19 protein-coding genes, 2 tRNA genes and 1 pseudogene are annotated in these 20,583 nt (G+C 53.5%); 11 read left to right on the forward strand and 11 right to left on the reverse strand.

Annotated elements, in window-relative coordinates; translation table 11 throughout:
• Positions 1–119: 119 nt before the first annotated feature.
• The 3 genes from C7434_RS09795 (at position 120) to ypdK (ending at position 3,024) form a co-directional block, all read left to right on the forward strand.
• Positions 120–1,721, forward strand: a complete 1,602-nt coding sequence (locus tag C7434_RS09795; protein ID WP_054687349.1) for an MFS transporter — start codon at positions 120–122, stop codon at positions 1,719–1,721.
• Positions 1,722–1,727: 6 nt separating this feature from the next.
• Complete coding sequence (locus tag C7434_RS09800; RefSeq protein ID WP_054633387.1) at positions 1,728–2,756, forward strand: HlyD family secretion protein; 1,029 nt, start codon at positions 1,728–1,730, stop codon at positions 2,754–2,756.
• Positions 2,757–2,952: 196 nt separating this feature from the next.
• Positions 2,953–3,024, forward strand: coding sequence for a membrane protein YpdK (gene ypdK / locus C7434_RS22185; RefSeq protein ID WP_006120362.1), 72 nt, complete (start codon positions 2,953–2,955; stop codon positions 3,022–3,024).
• Between the two features lie 49 nt (positions 3,025–3,073).
• Here ypdK and alaC read toward each other — a convergent pair whose 3' ends face one another.
• Together alaC and C7434_RS09815 are read right to left on the reverse strand one after the other, a co-directional pair.
• Positions 3,074–4,309 (reverse strand): alanine transaminase, encoded by a 1,236-nt coding sequence (gene alaC / locus C7434_RS09810; RefSeq protein ID WP_133745409.1) that lies wholly within the window; start codon positions 4,307–4,309, stop codon positions 3,074–3,076.
• Between the two features lie 116 nt (positions 4,310–4,425).
• Positions 4,426–4,950, reverse strand: coding sequence for a GNAT family N-acetyltransferase (locus tag C7434_RS09815; RefSeq protein WP_039339839.1), 525 nt, complete (start codon positions 4,948–4,950; stop codon positions 4,426–4,428).
• Between the two features lie 250 nt (positions 4,951–5,200).
• On the opposite strand from C7434_RS09815, the gene C7434_RS09820 reads away from it, so the two are divergent.
• Positions 5,201–6,871 carry a sensor histidine kinase gene (locus C7434_RS09820; RefSeq protein ID WP_133745471.1) on the forward strand — a complete coding sequence of 557 codons (1,671 nt, stop codon included), beginning with the start codon at positions 5,201–5,203 and terminating at the stop codon, positions 6,869–6,871.
• On the forward strand, positions 6,868–7,596 hold the full coding sequence (locus C7434_RS09825; protein WP_033740780.1) for a LytTR family DNA-binding domain-containing protein: 729 nt from the start codon (positions 6,868–6,870) through the stop codon (positions 7,594–7,596). The genes C7434_RS09820 and C7434_RS09825 overlap by 4 nt, the downstream gene beginning before the upstream one ends.
• Positions 7,597–7,645: 49 nt before the next feature.
• Here C7434_RS09825 and glk read toward each other — a convergent pair whose 3' ends face one another.
• Both glk and C7434_RS09835 read right to left on the reverse strand, forming a co-directional pair.
• The gene (gene glk / locus C7434_RS09830) at positions 7,646–8,611 is read right to left on the reverse strand and encodes a glucokinase (RefSeq protein WP_039339845.1); all 966 of its coding nucleotides are present in this window, start codon (positions 8,609–8,611) and stop codon (positions 7,646–7,648) included.
• A gap of 162 nt (positions 8,612–8,773) precedes the next feature.
• Positions 8,774–10,426, reverse strand: coding sequence for a thiamine pyrophosphate-binding protein (locus C7434_RS09835; protein WP_133745410.1), 1,653 nt, complete (start codon positions 10,424–10,426; stop codon positions 8,774–8,776).
• Positions 10,427–10,643: 217 nt separating this feature from the next.
• Here C7434_RS09835 and mgrA point away from each other — a divergent pair, with 217 nt between their 5' ends.
• Together mgrA and C7434_RS09845 are read left to right on the forward strand one after the other, a co-directional pair.
• Entirely contained in the window at positions 10,644–11,633 is a 990-nt protein-coding gene (mgrA, locus tag C7434_RS09840) for an L-glyceraldehyde 3-phosphate reductase (protein ID WP_006120370.1), read from the forward strand.
• Positions 11,634–11,784: 151 nt separating this feature from the next.
• Positions 11,785–12,135, forward strand: coding sequence for a DUF2502 domain-containing protein (locus tag C7434_RS09845; RefSeq protein WP_033740783.1), 351 nt, complete (start codon positions 11,785–11,787; stop codon positions 12,133–12,135).
• A 40-nt stretch (positions 12,136–12,175) separates the two neighbouring features.
• Here C7434_RS09845 and C7434_RS09850 read toward each other — a convergent pair whose 3' ends face one another.
• Both C7434_RS09850 and C7434_RS09855 read right to left on the reverse strand, forming a co-directional pair.
• A complete protein-coding gene (locus C7434_RS09850; RefSeq protein ID WP_133745411.1) occupies positions 12,176–12,865 on the reverse strand; it encodes an O-methyltransferase in 690 nt (229 codons plus the stop codon).
• 87 nt (positions 12,866–12,952) lie between these two features.
• Positions 12,953–14,197 (reverse strand): annotated as a pseudogene (locus C7434_RS09855) (Nramp family divalent metal transporter); the annotation flags it as partial.
• A gap of 357 nt (positions 14,198–14,554) precedes the next feature.
• Here C7434_RS09855 and C7434_RS09860 point away from each other — a divergent pair.
• Together C7434_RS09860 and C7434_RS09865 are read left to right on the forward strand one after the other, a co-directional pair.
• Positions 14,555–15,745, forward strand: coding sequence for a NupC/NupG family nucleoside CNT transporter (locus C7434_RS09860; protein WP_006120376.1), 1,191 nt, complete (start codon positions 14,555–14,557; stop codon positions 15,743–15,745).
• 175 nt (positions 15,746–15,920) lie between these two features.
• Positions 15,921–16,682, forward strand: coding sequence for a nucleotidyltransferase domain-containing protein (locus C7434_RS09865; RefSeq protein WP_133745412.1), 762 nt, complete (start codon positions 15,921–15,923; stop codon positions 16,680–16,682).
• Positions 16,683–16,902: 220 nt separating this feature from the next.
• Here the strand turns inward: C7434_RS09865 and C7434_RS09870 are convergent, their stop codons facing one another.
• The 5 genes from C7434_RS09870 to C7434_RS09890 all read right to left on the reverse strand — a co-directional run bounded on the left by C7434_RS09870 (position 16,903) and on the right by C7434_RS09890 (position 18,887).
• Positions 16,903–17,178 (reverse strand): hypothetical protein, encoded by a 276-nt coding sequence (locus C7434_RS09870; RefSeq protein WP_054687335.1) that lies wholly within the window; start codon positions 17,176–17,178, stop codon positions 16,903–16,905.
• The gene (locus C7434_RS09875; protein ID WP_033740789.1) at positions 17,156–17,677 is read right to left on the reverse strand and encodes a DUF2778 domain-containing protein; all 522 of its coding nucleotides are present in this window, start codon (positions 17,675–17,677) and stop codon (positions 17,156–17,158) included. Before C7434_RS09875 ends, C7434_RS09870 begins: the two co-directional genes overlap by 23 nt.
• 106 nt (positions 17,678–17,783) lie before the next feature.
• Positions 17,784–18,275 (reverse strand): hypothetical protein, encoded by a 492-nt coding sequence (locus C7434_RS09880; RefSeq protein WP_033740791.1) that lies wholly within the window; start codon positions 18,273–18,275, stop codon positions 17,784–17,786.
• A 415-nt stretch (positions 18,276–18,690) separates the two neighbouring features.
• Positions 18,691–18,766, reverse strand: a tRNA-Ala gene (locus tag C7434_RS09885).
• A gap of 45 nt (positions 18,767–18,811) precedes the next feature.
• Positions 18,812–18,887 (reverse strand) — tRNA-Ala (locus tag C7434_RS09890).
• Positions 18,888–19,248: 361 nt separating this feature from the next.
• Here C7434_RS09890 and C7434_RS09895 point away from each other — a divergent pair.
• Together C7434_RS09895 and C7434_RS09900 are read left to right on the forward strand one after the other, a co-directional pair.
• Positions 19,249–20,037, forward strand: coding sequence for a formate/nitrite transporter family protein (locus C7434_RS09895; RefSeq protein ID WP_006120379.1), 789 nt, complete (start codon positions 19,249–19,251; stop codon positions 20,035–20,037).
• Positions 20,038–20,148: 111 nt separating this feature from the next.
• Positions 20,149–20,502, forward strand: a complete 354-nt coding sequence (locus C7434_RS09900) for a YfeC-like transcriptional regulator (protein WP_033740792.1) — start codon at positions 20,149–20,151, stop codon at positions 20,500–20,502.
• The last annotated feature ends 81 nt before the right edge of the window (positions 20,503–20,583 follow it).

Genomic DNA, 20,583 nt, shown 5'->3' on the forward strand with positions numbered 1-20,583 from the left:
GAAAAGCGCACGTTTTACAGCGTGTACCACATTGCAATACAGCATATTGCCATGTAATATCGCCCCGCCTGTATCGCATCGCAATACATCGAACCAAAAAAAACAATGAGACACCTGCTATGACGACCCAGCCTGGCACTGCGCCGCCGCTGCATCCCTTTACCTTACGTCTCGCCCTGGGCCTGCTTGGCGTCTGGATCGCGGCGCTGACCTCCGGGCTCAACGATCGCGTCAGTGATATTGCGCTGGCCGATATTCGTGCTGCCCTCGGTATGGGCTACGACGACGGAAGCTGGATTGTTTCGGCTTATCAGGCTGCCGAAGTGGCCGCCATGATGATTGCGCCGTGGTTCGCGGTGACGTTTTCCCTGCGCCGCTTTACGTTATTTGTTTCGGTCGGCTTTATGCTGTCCGGAATACTGTTACCGCTGATGACCGATCCTGTGCTCTTTATGGTATTACGCGTGATCCAGGGGCTCTTTGGCGGCGCGCTGCCGCCGATGCTGATGACCGTCGCCCTGCGTTTTCTGCCACCGCCGTTCAAGCTCTATGGATTAGGCGCCTATGCCCTTACTGCCACCTTCGGGCCGAATATGGCCGCGTCGCTGGCCGCCTTCTGGACCGATCAGGTCAGCTGGATGTTTGTCTTCTGGCAGGTTGTGCCCGGTATGCTGATAGCCCTCGTATTAACCGGCTGGGGATTGCCTCAGGATCCGTTGCGCACAGAACGTTTTCAGCAGATCGATCTGTTCGGGATGCTCACAGGCTGTAGCGGGATGGCGTTAATCATTCTGGTACTCAGCCAGGGCGAACGGCTTGACTGGCTGGATTCTCCGCTGATTGCCGCTATGCTGCTGGCCGCCGTGCCGTTACTCATCGTCTTTTTAATCAATGAGTGGTTCCATCCCCTGCCGCTGTTTAAGTTGCAGATGCTGCGGCGACCTAACCTGCTGCACGGCCTGCTGGTACTGGCCGGCGTCCTGATCGTGTCGCTGTCCGGCTCTGCCCTGCCTTCCAGCTATTTTGCCCAGGTCGATGGCTTTCGCATCGCCCAGTTCGCGCCGCTGGCGTTGACCATTGGGTTGCCCCAGCTCATTGTGGCGCCGTTGCTTGCCGCCCTGCTGAATATCCGCTGGATTGACTGTCGCTGGATGCTGGCAGTGGGCTTGTGCTTCCTGATTGCCTCCTGCCTGCTCGGTATGCAGATCACAACGGACTGGGCGCGGGATAACTTCTGGCTGATTCAGGCGTTGCAGGCCGTAGGCCAGCCGATGGTGATTCTGCCCGTGCTGATGAGCGCGACCAGCGTGGTAGCACCGCCTGAAGGACCTTTTGCCTCGGCGATGTTCAACACGGTACGCGGGTTTTCCAGCATTGCGGCCTCTACCCTGGTGTCATGGTTTGTCAGCCATCGTGAACAGTTTCACTCCAGTATCCTCGTCAACCAGGCGGGCAGCAGGCCGTGGCTGATGACCGCCCCCAACAGCAGTCAGGCCAGCAGTCAGTTTCCGCTGTTGCCCGATGGCAGCGTGAGTTCCGTCGAGAATCTGCGCGGCTTTGCTACCCAGATAAAGCACCAGGCGCTGGTGCTCGGCCTGAGTGATACCTGGCTGCTGCTGATCGGTTTTGCGCTGCTGCTGCTGGTCGTCACCGCCTGGCTGCCCAAACGCGTCTGGCCGCCCCAAACCTTGATTCAACCTGCAACCTCCACGTCGAGATAACTGTATATGCGTGCTTTAGTAATGAGAAAAACCGTGCTGCTTTCCCTGCTGCTGCTGGTTTTGCTGGCGATGGCGCTGATTGTCTGGTCCGTGATGACCCGTAACGATCACCGTACCAATGATGCCTGGGTCAATGCCGATTACACCCTTGTTGCGCCCAAAGTGTCGGGGTACATCGCCAGCGTCAGGGTGAAAGATAACCAGCAGGTTGCCGCCGGTGAACTCCTGGCGACGCTGGACGATCGCGATTACAAAGTGGCACTGGAAAGCGCGGAGGCCGCATTGCAGGTCAGTGAAGCCAAACTGTTGAGCAGCAAAGCACAGCTGGAGCAGCAGCAGTCGGTCATTGATGAACAGAAGGCCAGCGTTTCCGCCAGTCAGGCTTCGGCGCAGTATGCCGGACAGAGTGCCGAACGCTATAACCGTCTCTATCAGCGCGGCACCGTTGCCGCTGACGAGCAGCAAAAAGCCAGCTCGGCGCAGCGCTCTGCCAGCGCCGCGGTGCGTCAGAGTGAAGCCGCGCTCGCTTCTGCGATTAAGCAGGTTGGCGTGCTGCAGGCAGCCGTCCGATCCGCCGAAGCGGATGTTGCTGCCGCCCGAGCCAGCGTCGACCAGGCACGTCTTAATCTGTCTTACACCCGCATTGTGGCCCCGGTGGCCGGCATGGTGGGACAGCGCGCAGTGCGCCTGGGCGCCTATGTTTCCGCCGGTACCCGTTTGCTGGCGGTGGTGCCGTTACAACAAACCTATATCACCGCGAATTATCTGGAAACGCAGTTGCAGGATGTGCGTCCGGGTCAACCCGTCCGCATCAGGGTAGATGCTTTGCCTGACCAGATTTTTACCGGTCACGTCGACAGTCTTGCCCCCGCGACAGGCGCGACATTTGCGGCGATTGCTCCCGATAATGCGACCGGCAACTACACGAAAGTGGTTCAGCGATTACCGGTTAAAATTGTCCTGGACCAGGACCAGAAAAACCTGGCGCAACTCCGCGTAGGCATGTCGGCAGTGCCGGACATTGACGTTCGATAAAAATGTGAACAAACTCTCAGAACCAAACTATTTATTTTCGGTCTGAATACGCGTAGATTAGCCCCGATCCTGTTCTGAGTTATTCAGTTCGTACGGGAGATCGTTGACCGTAAATCTGAACGGCGACCTTATCCTTTCTGTCCGCGTTGCGCTGGATGGGATCGCCAATATCGTAACCGCTCAGAGGAGTTCGCTTGTGAAATATGCGCTGATGGGAATTTCTTTCTTTGTACTACTTTGGGTCGGCACCTTTGTGCTGATGCTGTAGTCTCTGCAGGCATTCCACAGGGGCGACAGGTGGTCGCCCCAATGGGATGTTAAATCTGTTCTTCCATACTTTTCACGCTGCCCGGCAAAATGCCGTCGGCGCGAAACATCGCCTTAATGCCTCTTACCGCCTGTCGGATACGATCGCTGTTTTCAATCAGTGCAAAACGGACGTGCGTATCGCCATAATCACCGAAGCCCACGCCGGGTGAAACGCATACTTTCGCTTCCTGCAGCATGTGCTTGGCAAATTCCAGCGAGCCCAGATGCGCATAATGATCCGGAATCTTTGCCCAGACATACATCGACGCTTTGGGAACATCCACCATCCAGCCCGCTTCATGCAGCCCTTTCACCAGCACGTCGCGGCGACGTTTATACTGTTCGGCAATATCGCGCACGCACTGCTGATCCCCTTCCAGGGCCGCAATCGCCGCGACCTGTAAGGGCGTAAAAGTGCCGTAATCGTGATAGCTCTTGATTCGGGCTAAGGCGGCGACCAGCTCTTTGTTGCCCACCATAAAACCTATGCGCCAGCCGGCCATGTTATAGCTTTTTGACAGGGTGAAAAATTCGACGGCCACATCCCGTGCGCCAGGCACCTGCATAATGGACGGCGCTTTCCAGCCATCATAGACGATATCGGCATAGGCCAAATCGTGAATGACCAGCACGTTGTACTGTTTGGCCAGCGCGATGACGCGCTCAAAAAAGTCCAGCTCTACGCACTGAGAAGTGGGATTCGACGGGAAACCCAGCACCATCATTTTAGGTTTGGGATAGCTCTCGCGAATAGCACGCTCCAGCTCATTGAAGAAATCAATGCCCTCCACCAGCGGGACGGAGCGCACCTGAGCGCCTGCGATAACGGCCCCATAGATATGAATGGGATAGCTGGGATTCGGCACCAGCACCGTGTCGCCATGGTCAAGCGTGGCCAGCATCAGGTGAGCCAGACCTTCTTTGGAACCAATGGTGACTATCGCTTCCGATTCGGGATCAATATCTACCTGATAACGCTCCTGATACCAGCGTGAAATAGCACGCCGCAGGCGAGGAATACCGCGCGATGTGGAATAGCCGTGCGTATCTTCACGTTGAGCCACCTGGCACAGTTTTTCGACAATGTGCGGCGGCGTCGCGCCATCGGGATTACCCATTGAAAGGTCGATGATATCTTCGCCGCGCCGACGCGCAGCCATCTTCAGTTCAGCGGTAATGTTAAAGACGTAAGGGGGCAGGCGTTCAATACGCGAGAAACGACGAGTGGTGCTGTTATCAGCCATGGTATCCTCTGGAAACGTTAGCGCCCGGACCGTCCGAGCGACGCTGGTCACTGTGGTGACCTCAACAAGAACATAACGCGCTAATAACAACTTTGTCGAGAGGAGCAGAAAATTTTTTATTTTCCCGGATTGAGCCGCTCGAGCAGCCAGTCATTCACCCAGCGGTCATTCAGCAGATAATTATTTTGCAGCGTCCGTTTCAGCAGAAAGCCGTTTTTTTCCAGAATTCGCCGGGAAGCCCAGTTTCCTTCCACCACCAGCGCCCGGAGTTTGAGAAAATCGGCGTCGAACAAACACGCACACAGCGCTTCCAGCGCTTCACTGCCAAACCCCTGACCACAGTGGCGATGCAGCAGCATATATCCCACCTCCGCCTGACGGGCGGGCTGCCATTCAGGCGTACAACCCAATAACCCGATGGCTTCCCCGCTGTCGCGCCGCCTGATGACCAGGCATAACATGTGAAAACTGCCGGGTTGCCAGGGTGCCAGACGCTGACGAAACCGCTCACGGATATCATCTTCATCGGGAATGTCACTTACCCAGCGCATAGTATCGCGATCTTCATGTACCGCACGAAACAGCTGCCAGTCTTCAGGCTGCAAAGAGGTTAACGTCAAACGCGAGGTAGTCAGATGCATACATCACTCCGGGCGATAACACGTAATAAAGTCACCGGGCCTGACCACAGTGGACCGGGCCGCACTGGCAGCGGAAAAACGTTCCTCTTAAATGAGCTCAACATTTCCTCTTTTTCAGCTTTTGAATAAATTGATCTAAAACATGAACTGCCCGGCTGGCTGTCAGGCACGCTGGCACAACATCATCACATTTTTTATCATAACCTTCTTTGACCTCGCTGAAGAGTCGCCTGTGACTTCACACTTTACTATGCTTCTGGCCGTCTTTGACCGTGCGGCGCTGATGCTGATTTGCCTGTTTTTTCTGACGCGAACCCCACCTTTTCGTCAGATCCTGCAGAAAGATGAGCATACGGCGCTGGAAAAAGCGGCCGTGATTGCCATTTTTTCACTGTTTGCACTTTTCAGTACCTGGTCAGGGGTCAATGTCGACGGTTCATTGCTCAACGTACGGGTGATCGCCGTGATGGCTGGCGGTATTTTGTTTGGTCCCTGGGTTGGCATTACCACCGGTGTGATTGCCGGTCTGCACCGCTTCCTGATAGATATTCATGGTGTGACGTCAGTGCCCTGCCTGATGACCAGCATCATCGCCGGCATTGTCGCCGGTGCCATTCATCGCCGGGTGCAGCGCGAACGGCGCTGGCTGGTAGGGATTCTGGGCGGCATGTTTTGCGAAAGTCTGACCATGCTGCTTATCGTGTTGTGGGCCACGCCAACCGCGCTCGGGCTGACCATTGTTTCTGAAATTGCCCTGCCGATGATTCTGGGCGCCGCCAGCATTGGCTTAATCGTGTTGCTGGTGCAGAGCGTGGAAGGTGAAAAAGAGGCTATTGCGGCACGTCAGGCAAAACTGGCGCTGGATATCGCTAACCAGACCCTGCCGCTGTTCCGTCAGGTCAACAGCGATTCCCTGCGCCGTGTCTGTGACATCATTCGACGGGAAATCAAGGCCGATGCCGTCGCGATGACCAACAAGCAGAAGATTTTGGCCTATGTTGGCTACGGTGAACACAATTACCAGCATGGTGACGACGGGATCAGCCCGACGACGGCGCAGGCGATGCACAGTGGGAAGATCATCATCAAAAACAATGACGAAGCCCACCGGACGAAAGATATTCACTCCATGATCGTCATCCCCTTGTGGGAAAAAGGCAAGGTGACCGGCACGCTGAAGATTTATTACCGTCGTGCGCACCGCATCACCGGCTCGCTGAAAGAGATGGCGGTAGGCCTGTCCCAGATTATTTCGACGCAGCTGGAAGTCTCGCGTACGGAGCAACTGCGCGAAATGGCCAATAAAGCGGAACTGCGTGCCCTGCAGAGCAAAATTAATCCGCATTTCCTGTTCAATGCGCTGAATGCCATTTCGTCATCTATCCGGCTCAATCCCGATACGGCGCGCCAGTTGGTCATCAACTTATCGCGCTATCTGCGCTACAACCTCGAACTGAATGACGATGAGCTTATCGATATCAAGAAAGAACTCTGGCAGGTAAAAGATTATATAGCGATTGAGCAGGCGCGCTTTGGCGATAAGTTAACCATGATTTATGACATTGACGAGGATTTGCATTTTTCCCTGCCCAGCCTGCTGATTCAGCCGTTGGTGGAGAATGCTATTGTTCATGGCATTCAGCCCTGTAAAGGTAAAGGTGTGGTGACGTTAAGTGTGCGAGACCTGGGCGACCGCGTGCGCATCGCCGTGCGTGATACCGGTAAAGGGATCAGTGACGAGGTGATTGATCGTGTGGCTCGCAACGAAATGCCCGGCAATAAAATTGGCCTGTTAAATGTCCATCACCGGGTGAAGTTACTCTCGGGCGAAGGGCTGCACATTGCGCGTCATCAGCCCGGCACCGAAATCGCGTTTACACTGAGCAAAACCGGGCAGTTACTGATGGGGAACCTTGCATGAAAGCCATCATCGTCGAGGACGAATTTCTGGCCCAGCAAGAGCTGAGCTGGATGATTCAGCAACACAGTAAGATTGAGATAGCGGCCTGCTTTGATGACGGTCTGGATGTCCTCAAATATCTGCAGCAGCATCGGGTTGATGTGATCTTTCTCGACATCAATATTCCCTCTCTGGATGGCATGTTACTGGCAAAGAGTATTCATCAGTTTGTTCATAAGCCCCTGATTGTGTTTATCACGGCCTGGAAAGAGCATGCCGTGGAAGCCTTTGAACTGGAAGCGTTTGACTATATTCTGAAACCGTATCATGAATCCCGTATCGTCACGATGCTGAACAAGCTGGAAGCCACCTGGCAGCAACAGCACGCGCCCACTCAGACGCCGATGGCGCAGAGCGTACTGACCGTGAATCTGACCAAAGATGAACGCATTATCGTGACCGACGTGAATGACATTTACTACGTTGAGGCGCACGAGAAGTTAACCTTCGTCTATACCCGCCGTGAAGCCTATGTGATGTCGATGACAATGACGGAATTCTGCTCACGCCTGCCCGAACACCTGTTCTTTCGCTGCCACCGGTCCTACTGCGTCAACCTCAACAAAATCCGGGAAATCGAACCCTGGTTTAACAATACCTATCTGCTGAAGTTGCGGGATATGGAAGTACAGGTACCGGTCAGCCGCAGCAAAGTAAAAGCGTTTCGGCTACTGATGCGGTTGTGAGAGGGAAAGGCGGCTCTGCCCTTGCGTCGGGCAGGACAGAGCCTGCAAACTAGAGAATACGGCCCAGCGTCTGGCGCAGGTGCGCACCGGCACCCAACAGCCCGGGTTGGTCATGCGTGATCATATAAACCGGGATATCGGCAACATAGTCACGGAAGCGCCCTTTGTCTTCAAAAGCGGCACGAAAACCCGAGGCTTTGAAGAACTCCAGGAAACGCGGCACGATCCCGCCCGCGATGTAAACGCCACCGAAGGTCCCGAGGTTCAGCGCCAGATTACCGCCAAAACGGCCCATGATGACGCAGAACAGCGATAAGGCACGACGGCAGTCGGTGCAGCTGTCCGCCAGGGCGCGCTCACTGACTTCACGTGGCTTCAGATTCTCCGGCTCACGGTTATCGACTTTTACAATCGCACGGTAGAGATTGACCAGACCAGCGCCTGACAACACACGTTCTGCTGAAACATGACCTAATTCTTCCCTTAAGACTTCCAGAATTTGATCTTCTTCTTCGCTGTTAGCGGCAAAATCAACATGTCCCCCTTCACCGGGTAAACTGACCCAGCGCTGGTCGACGTGTACCAGATGGCTGACGCCGAGGCCGGTTCCCGCACCGTAAATCGCGATCGGTTTATCCTTCACCGCCGATTTACCGCCAAACTGGATGACATGCTCTTCGCCGAGCATAGGAATCGCCATGGAGACAGCGGTGAAATCGTTAATAATTTCCAGGTGTTCAAAACCGATATTCGCCTTCAACTTTTTAGTCGAGAAGGCCCAGTCGTGGTTGGTCATTTCAACCCAGTCATCGGTAATCGGGCAGGCAATGGCGATACAGCCGTCTTTAATATCCTGCTTTTGTTCATCAAGATAATGGCGGATGACGGCTTCGAGGCTGTCGTAGTCTGATGTTGCGAATGTTTTGGTCTGGGAGATGCTGCCGCTTTCCACCTCACACAAAGCGAGGCGGGCATTGGTGCCGCCGACATCGCCGACCAAGGCATAAGTTGTCATTCTTCTGGTGCTCCGCTTGGGGGTCTTAAAGAGTTGGAGGACACTATAAAATCCTGCCGATAAAACAACAACGCCCACCGAAGCTTGAGGTGAGCGTCTGACTCGTGTGTGCAACAGCCTAACCGCGTTAGTCTGGCCTGCACAGAGGCAACTTTCCGAATCTCATCCGCCGTTGCGCTGGCTCAGACAGGCTGAGACTTTACGTAACAGGGGCGGCAGGTCATCTTTTTGCATCACGACTTCAATAAACGACAGTCTGTGTTGTTGTGTCAGTTGCGCCATCAGTGCGGTCAGTTGCACGGTTTCACTGATGCGCCAGCTTTGTGCCTGACAGTGTAAACTGAATGCCTGCGGCAGCGCTGTCCAGTTCCACTGGGCAATATCATTATAACGCTGGTCTGCGCCATGAATGGCCCGCTCCACAGTATAGCCTTCATTATTGAGCAGAAAAATGATTGGATGCTGATCATCCCGCAGCATCGAGCCGAGTTCCTGAATGGTCAACTGTGCCGAACCATCGCCAATGATCAGGATGACGCGCTGTGACGGGCGTGCCGTCTGGGCACCAAACGCGGCTGGCAGAGTATAACCGATGGATCCCCATAACGGCTGTACCAGCAGCTGCGCCCCGGCAGGCAGGCGCAGCGCCGCCGCGCCAAACGCCGCGGTGCCTTGATCCGCCAGAATAATATCGCCGGGCTGGATAAAAGACTGCATGGCCTGCCAAAAGGCAGACTGGCTGATGATGGCCGCGTCAGGGACAGGCGCCGCCGGTTTCACTGGCCCGGCGGACTGCCAGCCTGCGCCATAGCGTTCGAACAACGGCAGTAATGTCTGCAACGCATCGGCCATCGACAACGGGGCAAACGTCTGTCCCGCGACGCTGGCGCTGTGTGGCTGCACGTCGATCAGCCGATCGGGGCGAAATTGCTGAGTGAATCCAGCGGTAATCGTATCCGTAAAGCGCACGCCGACGCAGAGCGTGACGTCTGCCTCTTCAATTTGCTGGCGTACCGGGCCTTCACTGCCCTCACCTGCGTAAGTGCCCACAAACCCCGGCTGCTGCTCATCCAGCACGCCTTTGCCCATCAGCAGTGTGGCGCACGGAAAAGCACGCCCGGCACGTAACGCAGCCAGCGCCGGTTGCTGTTGCCAGCGCTGCGCCAGGAAATCGGCCAGGAGTGAGACGCGTTGCGCCGGTGCCAGTAACCGCTCGGCGGCCTGGCGAAACGCGCTGCGCAGGGATTCAGGTGACAAAGCCGACGATACCAGGGGATGAACGGGCGCAGCGGTTTCGGCCTGGGCAACATCGACAGGCAACAGCAGATAGCCCGGACGATGTTGCTGGATAACGCTGCTCAAAACCCGGTCAATTTCGGCGGTGGCATTCTCAGCGGTCAGTTGCGCGGTGGCGACGTTAACCTCTTTTGCCATGCGGATGAAATGGCCAAAATCGCCATCCCCTAAGGTGTGGTGCACGCAGTCTCCCTGCTGCATCGCCTGGCTCGACGGCGCGCCCACGATATGAATCACGGGCACGTACTCTGCGAAGCTGCCTGCCAGACCGTTGATTGCGCTGAGCTCCCCTACGCCAAAGGTGGTGAGCAACGCCGCCATACCCGAACAGCGTCCATAGCCATCCGCAGCGTAAGCGGCATTCAGCTCATTGGCACATCCCACCCAACTTATTGTCGGATGCGCAATCACCCGATCCAGAAACTGCAGATTAAAGTCACCCGGTACGCCGAACAGATGTCGAATACCGCACGCCTGCAAACGCGCCAACAGATAATCACCAACCGTATAAGAGGACATAGCGAATTCCTTTAGGGGAGTGTTTTGATAAGTATCTGACATGGCGTTAATTTAGCGAACAGTGCCTGTCATTTCGCCAACGGATTACATGGCAAGCAAGCGTTACGACCGTGGATTATTCGGCAGATATGCGATCTGACACGGATTAATCCTGAGTGTAACCGTATACACTCCCACTGTTTTGGCACATTTAATCGTTTTCACTCAGGACTTTTCTATGACAGCTTTTCCTCGCCCCGACAGGTATCAGCATATGCAATGGCGTCGAAGTGGACGCAGTGGACTGAAGCTTCCTGCGATTTCACTGGGCCTGTGGCATAACTTTGGTGACAGCACCCAATTAGCGACCAGCCGGCAGTTGCTGCGCCATGCGTTTGACTGCGGCATCACCCATTTTGACCTGGCGAATAACTACGGTCCGCCGCCCGGTTCCGCAGAAAGCAATTTTGGTCGCATTATGCGCGACGATTTTCAGGCGCATCGCGACGAGCTGATTATTTCGACCAAGGCCGGTTATACCATGTGGGAAGGCCCTTACGGCGACTGGGGTTCGCGCAAGTATCTGGTCGCGAGTCTGGACCAGAGCCTGCGTCGAATGGGCCTGGATTACGTTGACATCTTTTACCATCACCGTCCCGATCCGGAAACGCCGCTGGAAGAAACCATGCGGGCGCTGGATCACGTTGTCCGTCAGGGCAAGGCGCTGTATGCCGCCATTTCCAACTATCCGGCGGAGCGGGCTGCTGAAGCGATGACGATTCTGCGCGATCTGGGAACACCCTGCCTGATTCATCAGCCCCGCTACTCCCTGTTTGAACGCACACCGGAACAGGGCTTATTGCAGACGCTGGATGAGCATGGCACAGGCTGTATCGCATTTTCGCCCCTCGCGGGTGGTGTGCTGACCGATCGCTATCTGCAGGGTATTCCCTCCGATTCCCGCGTCGCCAGCGGCAGTAAGTTCCTGAATGAAAATCAGCTGACGGAAGAGAAAATGGCCAGGGTGCGTAAGCTGAACGATCTGGCAGAACAGCGTGGGCAGAAACTGGCGCAAATGGCGTTAACGTGGGTGCTGCGCGATCCGCGCATTACCTCCGTGCTGATCGGGGCCAGTAAAACGGCACAAATTGACGACGCGGTGCAGATGTTGACCCAGTCACCGCTCTCGACAGACGAACTCGCCGCCATTGAGGCGATACTGGCCTGATACGGGTTGCCCGCGTACGCGGGCGGCTGTGCCAGAAAACTCTCAAAGCCCTGTTTTTCGCGTATTTTCAGACAACATGTGCAGGCTTCTTTGTGCAATACCGTCAGAATGACGTGACAGCAGTAATTATAAGCTGCTGCAGGAGAAGATAATGATACGTGGAGTATGCTTTGCTGCTTTCATAGCAGTGTTAACGCCGCTGGCGATGCACACAGCACAAGCCTCGGGAAATGAGATACGCCTGGCTCCAGGCGTCACGCTGCATCTGGGCGACCGGGACCGCCGGGGTTATTACTGGGATGGCGACCGCTGGCGTGAACCGCGCTGGTTTAACGATCGCTACGCTTATAAGGAAAGACGCTGGTGGCGGCATGATGCCTGGCGACGTCATCAGGAAGCGGAACGGGAACGTCGCTGGCACGCGCGTGAACGGCAACGCCAGTGGGAACATGAACGACGCCACTGGCGTCATGCGCACCCTGAGCCGCATCGCTACCGCTAACCGTCCTCTGCCGGCCTGCGTGCCGGCAGACAACCTGCGCTTATTCCTCGCGGCTTTTCACCCGGGCGAGCGCAAAGCCATCCCAGCCTTTTTCGCCCACGGTCTGAATCGCGGTCGCCTCCAGTCGGGGATCGCTGGCCAGCAGCCGCAGACACTCACGTACGCCCTGCACGTTGCCGTCGGTAGAACCGGCATCAATCACGGCACCGCCGCGAACAATGTTATCGACGATAATGAGACTGCCGGGCCGGGAGAGCTGAATGGCCCAGCGAAGATAGCCGGGATTATTTTTTTTGTCCGCATCAATAAAAATGAGATCAAAGGGAGCCTGCAGATGCGGCAGGACATCCAGCGCCGCCCCCACATGCAGCCTAACCCGTTCGGACAGGCCAGCCTGATGAATATTTTCGCGGGCAACATCCGCATGGCGGGGATCGGCTTCTATCGTGGTGATGGTTCCCCCCTCGCCCAGCGCCTGCGCCATCCAGATCGTGCTGTAGCCGCCGAGTGTGCCGATTTCGAGCACACGTGAGGCATTCTGAATGCTGATTAACAGCGCCAGCATTTTGCCTTGCATCGCCGAAACATCATGAGCTGGCAGCCCGGCCTGACTGTTTGCCTGGAGGGCCGCGCTGAGGTGGTTATCGGGCGGCGCTAACAACTGTGAAAAATAATCGTCAACGGCGGCCCATTTCACATGGTCGTCTGAAGGGTAATCTGGCGTGCGCATGATGTCACTCCTGACTCGGGAAGAGAGTGACATTATAAACTGTGGCATTCAGCGCTTAAAGCCGTGCCCGATCGCTGCCGGGTAAGGCTACATGCCCATGGCCTGTCCGACGAGCAGGTAAATATTCAGGCTGACCACCAGCACCACAATGATTCGACCGGTGTTCTGCATCAGACGACTGTTTACCAGGGCTTCGCCCATCAGCTCACGGTTCCCCGTAAAGACCAGCAAAGGGATCAGTGCCAGTGCAATACCAAAGCTCAGCAGGACCTGGCTCATCACCAGCACACGCGTGGGATCCCAGCCCGCCCAGATCACGATAAATGATGGCACCATGGTGACGGCACGACGGACCCAGAGAGGGATATGGAAATTGATAAAGCCCTGCATTACCACCTGGCCCGCCAGCGTACCCACCACGGTGGAGGATAACCCCGCCGCGACCAGGCTCAGGCCGAATACCGTCGCGGCAGCATGACCGAGCAAGGGCTGCAAGGTGGTGTAAGCCTGATCGAGTTCCGCAATACCGCTGTGGCCGCTAAAGTGAAAAGCCGCAGCGGCCGTGGCCATCATCGCCAGATTAACAAAACCGGCGATGGTCATCGCGATCGCCACATCCAGCTTAGTGGAAGAGTAACGTTGCGCCTGGCTGTCGCGGCTTTTTCCCTGCGTTAAGGCAGAATGCAGGTAGATGACGTGCGGCATAATGGTTGCACCCAGCACACCGGCCGCCAGGAAAACCGCATCGGCATTCGGCAGTGAAGGCAGCGCCATGCCTGTCACCAGTTCGCTGACTTTTGGCTGGGAAAAAAACAGTTCAACAATATAAGCGGCCGCAACAAACAGGAGTAATCCGCCGATCACCAGCTCCAGCGGCTTTTGCCCGCGGTTTTGCAGCATCAAAATCAGAACGGTGGCCACACCGGTAAGGACCGCGCCCTGCATCAGTGAGACGCCCAGCAGCAGTTTGAATCCCAGAGCCGCGCCAATAAACTCCGCCAAATCGGTCGCCATCGCGATGATCTCTGCCTGCACCCAGTAAAACCACACGGCCGGACGCGGGAACCGATCGCGAATGTGTTCCGCCAGGTTCTTGCCCGTGGCAATACCGAGCTTTGCTGACATCAGCTGGATAAGCATGGCCATAATGTTGGCCCACACCACCACCCACAGCAACTGGTAGCCATACGCAGCACCGGCCTGAATATTGGTCGCGAAGTTGCCCGGATCGATATAGCCGATCGCGGCGATAAAGGCAGGCCCCAGTAAAGCGAGTTTGATTTTTCTGGCGCCACGCGCTGCGCGTTCTGCGGCACGGCTTTCTAGCATATCGGGTACCCTGTCTGAGTTAACCTGTGTAGCTTAAGGCGACACAGGTACGAGTGAAATTCGGTTTCGCTAATCGCTATGATAGATAATGCTATAAAGTATAGCCATTGCTATAAATCAGGGCTAAGAAAGCCCTACTTATACAACGTATTTTAGTCACTCTACGTGTTGTGCAAATTACAGACAATAGATTTAAGTGAAATCCATGTGAATATTTTGGTTACAGGACGTGATCGCTGAGAGTTTTCTGAGAAATTTGGCGATAGTGAATACTTATATTGTGGATGAGATCTCGTTTTTCGGTAAGCCGTTACATAGAATACGCAGCAAAATACAATCCTCCTCAAATTTGGAGCAAACATGTCCCATATTTTGCAGTTTCTTTTAGCACTAGTGGTAGTCAGTGTGCTGGCCTTGCTGGTCAGCCACGACAGAAAAAGTATTCGGGTTCGCTACATTATTCAGCTTCTGGTTATCGAAATCATTCTGGCCTGGTTCTTCCTGAACTCAGAAGCCGGTCTGGGATTCGTCAAAGGCTTCGCCGGTTTCTTCGATCATCTTCTGAAATATGCGGCTCAGGGCACCAACTTTGTCTTTGGCAACATGAACGATAAAGGTCTGGCCTTCTTCTTCCTGAACGTCCTGTGTCCGATTGTGTTCATTTCGGCGCTGATCGGGATTCTTCAGCACTTCCGCATCCTGCCGTGGGTGATTCGCGGCATCGGTACGGTGCTGTCTAAGATCAACGGCATGGGTAAACTGGAATCGTTTAACGCCGTAAGCTCTCTGATTTTGGGACAGTCTGAGAACTTTATCGCGTATAAAGACATTCTGGGCAAAATGTCACAGCGTCGTATGTACACGATGGCGGCGACCGCGATGTCCACCGTGTCCATGTCGATTGTGGGTGCCTACATGACCATGCTGCAGCCTAAGTATGTGGTTGCTGCGCTGGTGCTGAACATGTTCAGTACCTTTATCGTACTGTCGCTGATCAACCCTTACCGCGTCGATAACGAAGAAGACCTGCAGTTGCAGGATCTGCACCAGGGTCAGAGCTTCTTTGAAATGCTGGGCGAATATATCCTGGCTGGTTTCCGTGTAGCCATCATCGTCGCAGCAATGCTGATTGGTTTTATCGCCCTGATTTCTGGCCTGAATGCGCTGTTTGACTTCATTTTCGGTATCACGTTCCAGGGCGTGCTGGGTTACGTCTTCTATCCTTTTGCCTGGGTGATGGGCGTGCCATCAGGCGAAGCGCTGCAGGTTGGCAGCATCATGGCAACGAAACTGGTTTCCAATGAGTTTGTGGCGATGATGGATCTGCAGAAAATCGCCAGCCAGCTGTCGCCAAATGCCGAAGGTATTCTGTCGGTTTTCCTGGTGTCTTTTGCTAACTTCTCGTCTATCGGCATCGTCGCGGGCGCGATTAAAGGCCTGAATGAAGAGCAAGGCAACGTCGTTTCGCGCTTCGGCCTGAAACTGCTGTATGGCTCAACGCTGGTCAGCGTGCTGTCCGCAGCCATTGCAGGCCTGGTGCTGGCATTCTGATTCCGGGCTTACGCAACAGACAAGGCGAGCCAACTGGCTCGCCTTGTTGCTTTTAACCAGAGACGGTTTAACGCTTACGCTTTACCCTTCCTGAGTCACCCTGCTACTTTGCATTGACAGCAGTTTGCAGTCTGCCCCTTGCCACACAGTCCTCTCTCTTCTTAAAGGAGCGTTTATGGCGTTGGATGCCGAGGGTTACATCGCCGTTCCACCTGTGACCGCCTTTCAACCGGCGTTTCAGGCAATCGTTGACGATACTATTCATCAACTCCGTCTGACCGTCGGCGATGATCTTCACAGCCTGTGGCTCTATGGCAGCGTTGCGTTTGGCACAGCCGTCGAAGGGCAGTCTGATCTGGATGTCTGTCTTGTCTTTCGTCATCCGCTCGCGCCCGCTACGCGCGACAGCCTGGCGGCCGTAAAAGAGAGGCTTACGGCAAGGCATCCTGTCGTCAGTAACATTGACGTTGATAAAGGCACGCTAAGTGAGGTGATGGATCCGAACAACCTTAATACATGGGGATACTGGCTAAAGCATCACTGCCGCTGCCTTTACGGTGAAGATTTATCGGTGCGTTTTAACCGGTTCAGACCCTCGAAAGCGCTGGCGAGGGCACTAAATGGCGATTTCACAAAGGTTTTAGACGAGTATGTCGCGAAACTGTCCTGCGCCTTGCCCGGCCGCCAGCAGTGGCAACGCGCCGCCGCCAGAAAAGTTATTCGCTCAACGAATATGCTGCGCCAGGATAGCGACGCGGACTGGCCTGCAACGCTTGCCGAGCATGTATCGCGCTTTGTTCTGCGTTATCCCGACCAGGAAGCTGCCATCGCCTTCTTTCTCGCCGAAAGTTATCAGCCCGGCGCATCAGCCAGGGAATTTATCTCGCAGCTTGACGCGTTCAGGGGATGGCTGGTTCAGCAGTTAGAACAATCGTAACGAGAACGTACGAGGGAAATATGAAAAGCGCCCGATAAAACGAGAAGGCGATGCAGGCTCAACTCACCCGTCCGTATGAGCCAGGCGGTGTTTTAAAATGAATAGTTAATTTACAGGTGAAACTGAGAGATTACACCACCATTGAAGTCACGGACTCTTATTAGACCTTGTTCTCAACAGCATTTATACAGAGTGTGGTCATCCACACTCATTTAGCGATTTATTTATATCTTTTTTTCACTATCCTAATTATAAAAAAAATCGCTATAGATAATATCAGAGGAATACCAAAAATAACCCATAACCCGGCCGGGTCAAATTCACCATCGGCCATCGCAACACCTGTTGCATTCAATATATCATCAATGTAGTAGGACAGTTTCTCTGTAAACTGCCAAACGGGGCGGACAAAGAAGACAATGGCAAGGCAAGCCACGTATATCAAAATGAAAAGTAAAACAGAATTCCTGCGATTAGTTGATTTTGCAATTGTCATAATCTGTTCTCCCTTTAACAGTCACACGTCCATATGCTTTAACACCGGCTTTCACCTGCATCATTTCTGTCTTAAGTAATGCATTACGAAGAATGTTGAACTGTGGGATTTTATAGAATGTTATACATCCCCATGACTCCCCACTTCCATCCGGTCTCAAAGGATGCAGCCTGAAACCACCACGCTCAGAGCCATGTACATAGAGATGGTCACTCATAGTAGCGTCATTATAAAGACCAAACCACTCACTGTGATCGGTGCCGTTACGCCAGTCTTTAATTGCACTAAGGACACGGTTACTCATACTGCCTGTCGGGCGGGGAACAATCCAGTATGTGCCCGGAGGAAGCGCAGCTTTATTCTTATATGCGCATTCGGCAATGTTAGTCGTCGGGTTTTCGCCCGAGAAGACATCAAAGGTTCCTACACCATAACAAAGTAATTTAACAGTTCTACCGTCAGCACTTACCTTGCTGTAATCCATCTCGCACTCGATCATTCGTGCCCCCTACCTTTCGATGAAAAAATCATACTTAGATTGAATTTTCCAATCAAGCGAGTTTGGAGGGGAACCGAAACCCTCATTAAAATCCATAAGATAAAGACTAATATGGATTATGTTTATAATCCTCTTTGAATCGCATTATCTCACTCTCCCAGAAAGTAAAAACAAATTTAATCGCTGATTTGAGTTCGACGCGTTCAAAATCTCGTCCATCATGCGACTGTGGTTCATCCAAAATTAAATAAATGCCATTAGCTTCAGTGAATACACCGTCACCAAAAGGCGCACTAAAAAGTCCTTCGTTATGATCAGATGCAATCTGTTCAACGTGCCGTGCGATTGCGTGCTGATGTAACTGAAAATGTTTTGATGCATTCGCCACAGCATGAACCACTTTATATAACATCTTATTTTTACCCTGCAAGCTATCACCTGGTTTTCCAAAACCATTGGATTTTGCGTAATCATAAACATGGTAGAGGACGATTGCTGCTATACGTCCTCGACGCATGTTCATCTCATCTGCATAAAACTCGTCCACAGTTGGCCGAACTGTTTGCTCAAAGTAATCAATCACGGGTCTGAGGTTCATACTTTCTCCTGAGTTGAATCCTTGCAGAATGAAAGGGCAGTCCCCTTCCTTCAAACCACAGTCCTTGAAGCAGTCACAAATATAGCGACGTGATCGGCTGTCCAGGGAGACACATATTCTCGTGCTACTGGTGCATCTGAGGCGTGAGCAAAGAGCTTAGGATTATGTTCTCGAAGCAAAACAGGGTAACGCATCGCGCCTGAATAATGCGGTCAGACGGTGCTGGAAGAGATGTTGAAGGCGGATGTGCGTCAATCTCGCTGACGTCTTTAATCGCTGCTGAGTCGAGTGGCAAAGTCAAAAGCTAAAGAGAGGCGATTTTCACATGACAGCACGAACAAGATTGGAAATAAGATGAGAAAAACCAGCACATTGCGTTCTGATGACTTATTGATTTGATGAACAAGCAGAAAGTTGGTGGAGATAAGCGGGATCGAACCGCTGACCTCTTGCATGCCATGCAAGCGCTCTCCCAGCTGAGCTATACCCCCACATCTGGAAATCGTTTTTTCAGTGCCAAACTTTTGGGAGAAGTTTGGTGGAGCTAAGCGGGATCGAACCGCTGACCTCTTGCATGCCATGCAAGCGCTCTCCCAGCTGAGCTATAGCCCCGAACCGAAAAAACCGTCGTGTTACGCGACGGACGGCATAATATGAAACCCCCCAGGGAGTGTCAACGGCAAAATCACATTCTGTGTTTGATCGCTGAAAAAGACGGCAAACTTAACGCGATGACGTCCGTTTGCGCAGAAAAAGAGCTTGTTAATATGATGTAAGGTGTCTGGTCGGGGTTAAACCTTTTTGATCGGCGTTAAGTTAATGCATCGTTAAATATGTTATAGGAATTATCTTGTCTTCCCTGTAATGTCGTGTAAAACTTAGCCCGCTATTTAATACGGCTGCATGGTTTTCTCCAGCGCACCGTTCTTCAACCAGGCGTTTTCGCTCCACCACTAAAATCAATAGAGAATATATGTCGCTGCATACACCTAAAGAGATCGCCCAACTGGCGATTCAGGCAGGGGTGGCCAAAAGCCATGCCTCCATTAGCTCCCTTATCATTCTTGGTTTCATGGCCGGTGCCTTTATTGCTACAGGGTTCCTGCTGGATGTTCACGTCATTAACTCTTTACCCGCAGACTGGGGGTCATTTGGTGGCTTTTTAGGGGCTGCCGTGTTCCCGGTGGGATTGATCCTGACCATTCTGGCCGGGGGCGAGCTGCTAACGGGTAACATGATGACGCTGCCCATTGCCTGGTTTGCCCGCCGTGTTAGCGGTTACAGCGTATTACGTAACTGGTTCTGGGTAACGATTGCGAACTTCCTCGGCAGCATCGCGATTGCCTGGTTCTTTGGTCACATGCTGGCCATGACCGAAGGTGATTACCTGAAAAAAACGCTGGCGATTGCGAATGCGAAGGTGCATGCCGATTTCCTGCATGCCTTTATCTCCGGCATTGGCTGTAACTGGCTGGTGTGCCTGGCCGTCTGGCTGGCATTCGCCAGTAAAGATGTCGTCGGTAAAATTTTTGGCATGTGGTTCCCGGTGATGGCGTTCGTGGCGATTGGTTTCCAGCACGTTGTCGCCAACATGTTCATTATTCCTGCGGCGATTTTCGCCGGTCAGATGACCTGGGCTGAATACTTCCCGAATTTTGTGGCGGTATTTTTAGGTAATGCTGTAGGCGGTGCCGTCTTCGTGGGTCTGGCTTACTTCCTGGCGTTCCGCCCCGCTGCCGAACAGGCACACACTGCGCAATAATTCCTCATTGCCTTTTGTTGAGAGACAAAAGGCAATTTCGTTTTCCGTTACTTTCACCCGTTACGATTTCCTGTAATATGTATAGCTAATGTATTGAACAGGGACAGCATCGTGAAAAAGGAATGGCTTACTCCGGAAGAACTGGCAATCGAAACGGGCTACAGTCGGCAGACGGTGAACAAATGGATCAAACGCGAGAACTGGACGACGACGCCAAAACCCGGCGTTCAGGGCGGAAAAGCGAGACTGATCCACATTGATGAGCGCGTAAAAAGCTTTATTCAGTCGACACGTAATCTCAATGAACCTACAGGCAATTATACTCCTCCACCTAATTCATTACCTGCGTTATTAATAAGTTCTGTCCAGCAAATGAGCCAGAATGAACAGGATCAACTTATGGCCCTGATTTTGCGGGAAGGGATAAAAGGTGTGCTTGAGCGTCTGGGCATTCGTGAAGAATAAGAAAACCGGAAGCGCGAGGCTTCCGGTTTTTTTGCGCCGCTGACAATCACGTCCCGCGGCTCAGACTTTAGTCGGGTGTTG

The organism is Pantoea sp. PNA 14-12, assembly GCF_004364735.1.
Classification (GTDB): domain Bacteria; phylum Pseudomonadota; class Gammaproteobacteria; order Enterobacterales; family Enterobacteriaceae; genus Pantoea; species Pantoea stewartii.

What these genes read in the sequence shown, in the direction of transcription:
- C7434_RS09795 (WP_054687349.1), top strand. Translation starts at nt 120, where the DNA reads ATGACGACCCAGCCTGGCACTGCGCCGCCGCTGCATCCCTTTACCTTA.
- C7434_RS09800 (WP_054633387.1), top strand. Translation starts at nt 1,728, where the DNA reads ATGCGTGCTTTAGTAATGAGAAAAACCGTGCTGCTTTCCCTGCTGCTG.
- alaC (WP_133745409.1), bottom strand. Translation starts at nt 4,309, where the DNA reads ATGGCTGATAACAGCACCACTCGTCGTTTCTCGCGTATTGAACGCCTG.
- C7434_RS09815 (WP_039339839.1), bottom strand. Translation starts at nt 4,950, where the DNA reads ATGCATCTGACTACCTCGCGTTTGACGTTAACCTCTTTGCAGCCTGAA.
- C7434_RS09820 (WP_133745471.1), top strand. Translation starts at nt 5,201, where the DNA reads ATGCTTCTGGCCGTCTTTGACCGTGCGGCGCTGATGCTGATTTGCCTG.
- C7434_RS09825 (WP_033740780.1), top strand. Translation starts at nt 6,868, where the DNA reads ATGAAAGCCATCATCGTCGAGGACGAATTTCTGGCCCAGCAAGAGCTG.
- glk (WP_039339845.1), bottom strand. Translation starts at nt 8,611, where the DNA reads ATGACAACTTATGCCTTGGTCGGCGATGTCGGCGGCACCAATGCCCGC.
- C7434_RS09835 (WP_133745410.1), bottom strand. Translation starts at nt 10,426, where the DNA reads ATGTCCTCTTATACGGTTGGTGATTATCTGTTGGCGCGTTTGCAGGCG.
- mgrA (WP_006120370.1), top strand. Translation starts at nt 10,644, where the DNA reads ATGACAGCTTTTCCTCGCCCCGACAGGTATCAGCATATGCAATGGCGT.
- C7434_RS09845 (WP_033740783.1), top strand. Translation starts at nt 11,785, where the DNA reads ATGATACGTGGAGTATGCTTTGCTGCTTTCATAGCAGTGTTAACGCCG.
- C7434_RS09850 (WP_133745411.1), bottom strand. Translation starts at nt 12,865, where the DNA reads ATGCGCACGCCAGATTACCCTTCAGACGACCATGTGAAATGGGCCGCC.
- C7434_RS09860 (WP_006120376.1), top strand. Translation starts at nt 14,555, where the DNA reads ATGTCCCATATTTTGCAGTTTCTTTTAGCACTAGTGGTAGTCAGTGTG.
- C7434_RS09865 (WP_133745412.1), top strand. Translation starts at nt 15,921, where the DNA reads ATGGCGTTGGATGCCGAGGGTTACATCGCCGTTCCACCTGTGACCGCC.
- C7434_RS09870 (WP_054687335.1), bottom strand. Translation starts at nt 17,178, where the DNA reads ATGACAATTGCAAAATCAACTAATCGCAGGAATTCTGTTTTACTTTTC.
- C7434_RS09875 (WP_033740789.1), bottom strand. Translation starts at nt 17,677, where the DNA reads ATGATCGAGTGCGAGATGGATTACAGCAAGGTAAGTGCTGACGGTAGA.
- C7434_RS09880 (WP_033740791.1), bottom strand. Translation starts at nt 18,275, where the DNA reads ATGAACCTCAGACCCGTGATTGATTACTTTGAGCAAACAGTTCGGCCA.
- C7434_RS09895 (WP_006120379.1), top strand. Translation starts at nt 19,249, where the DNA reads ATGTCGCTGCATACACCTAAAGAGATCGCCCAACTGGCGATTCAGGCA.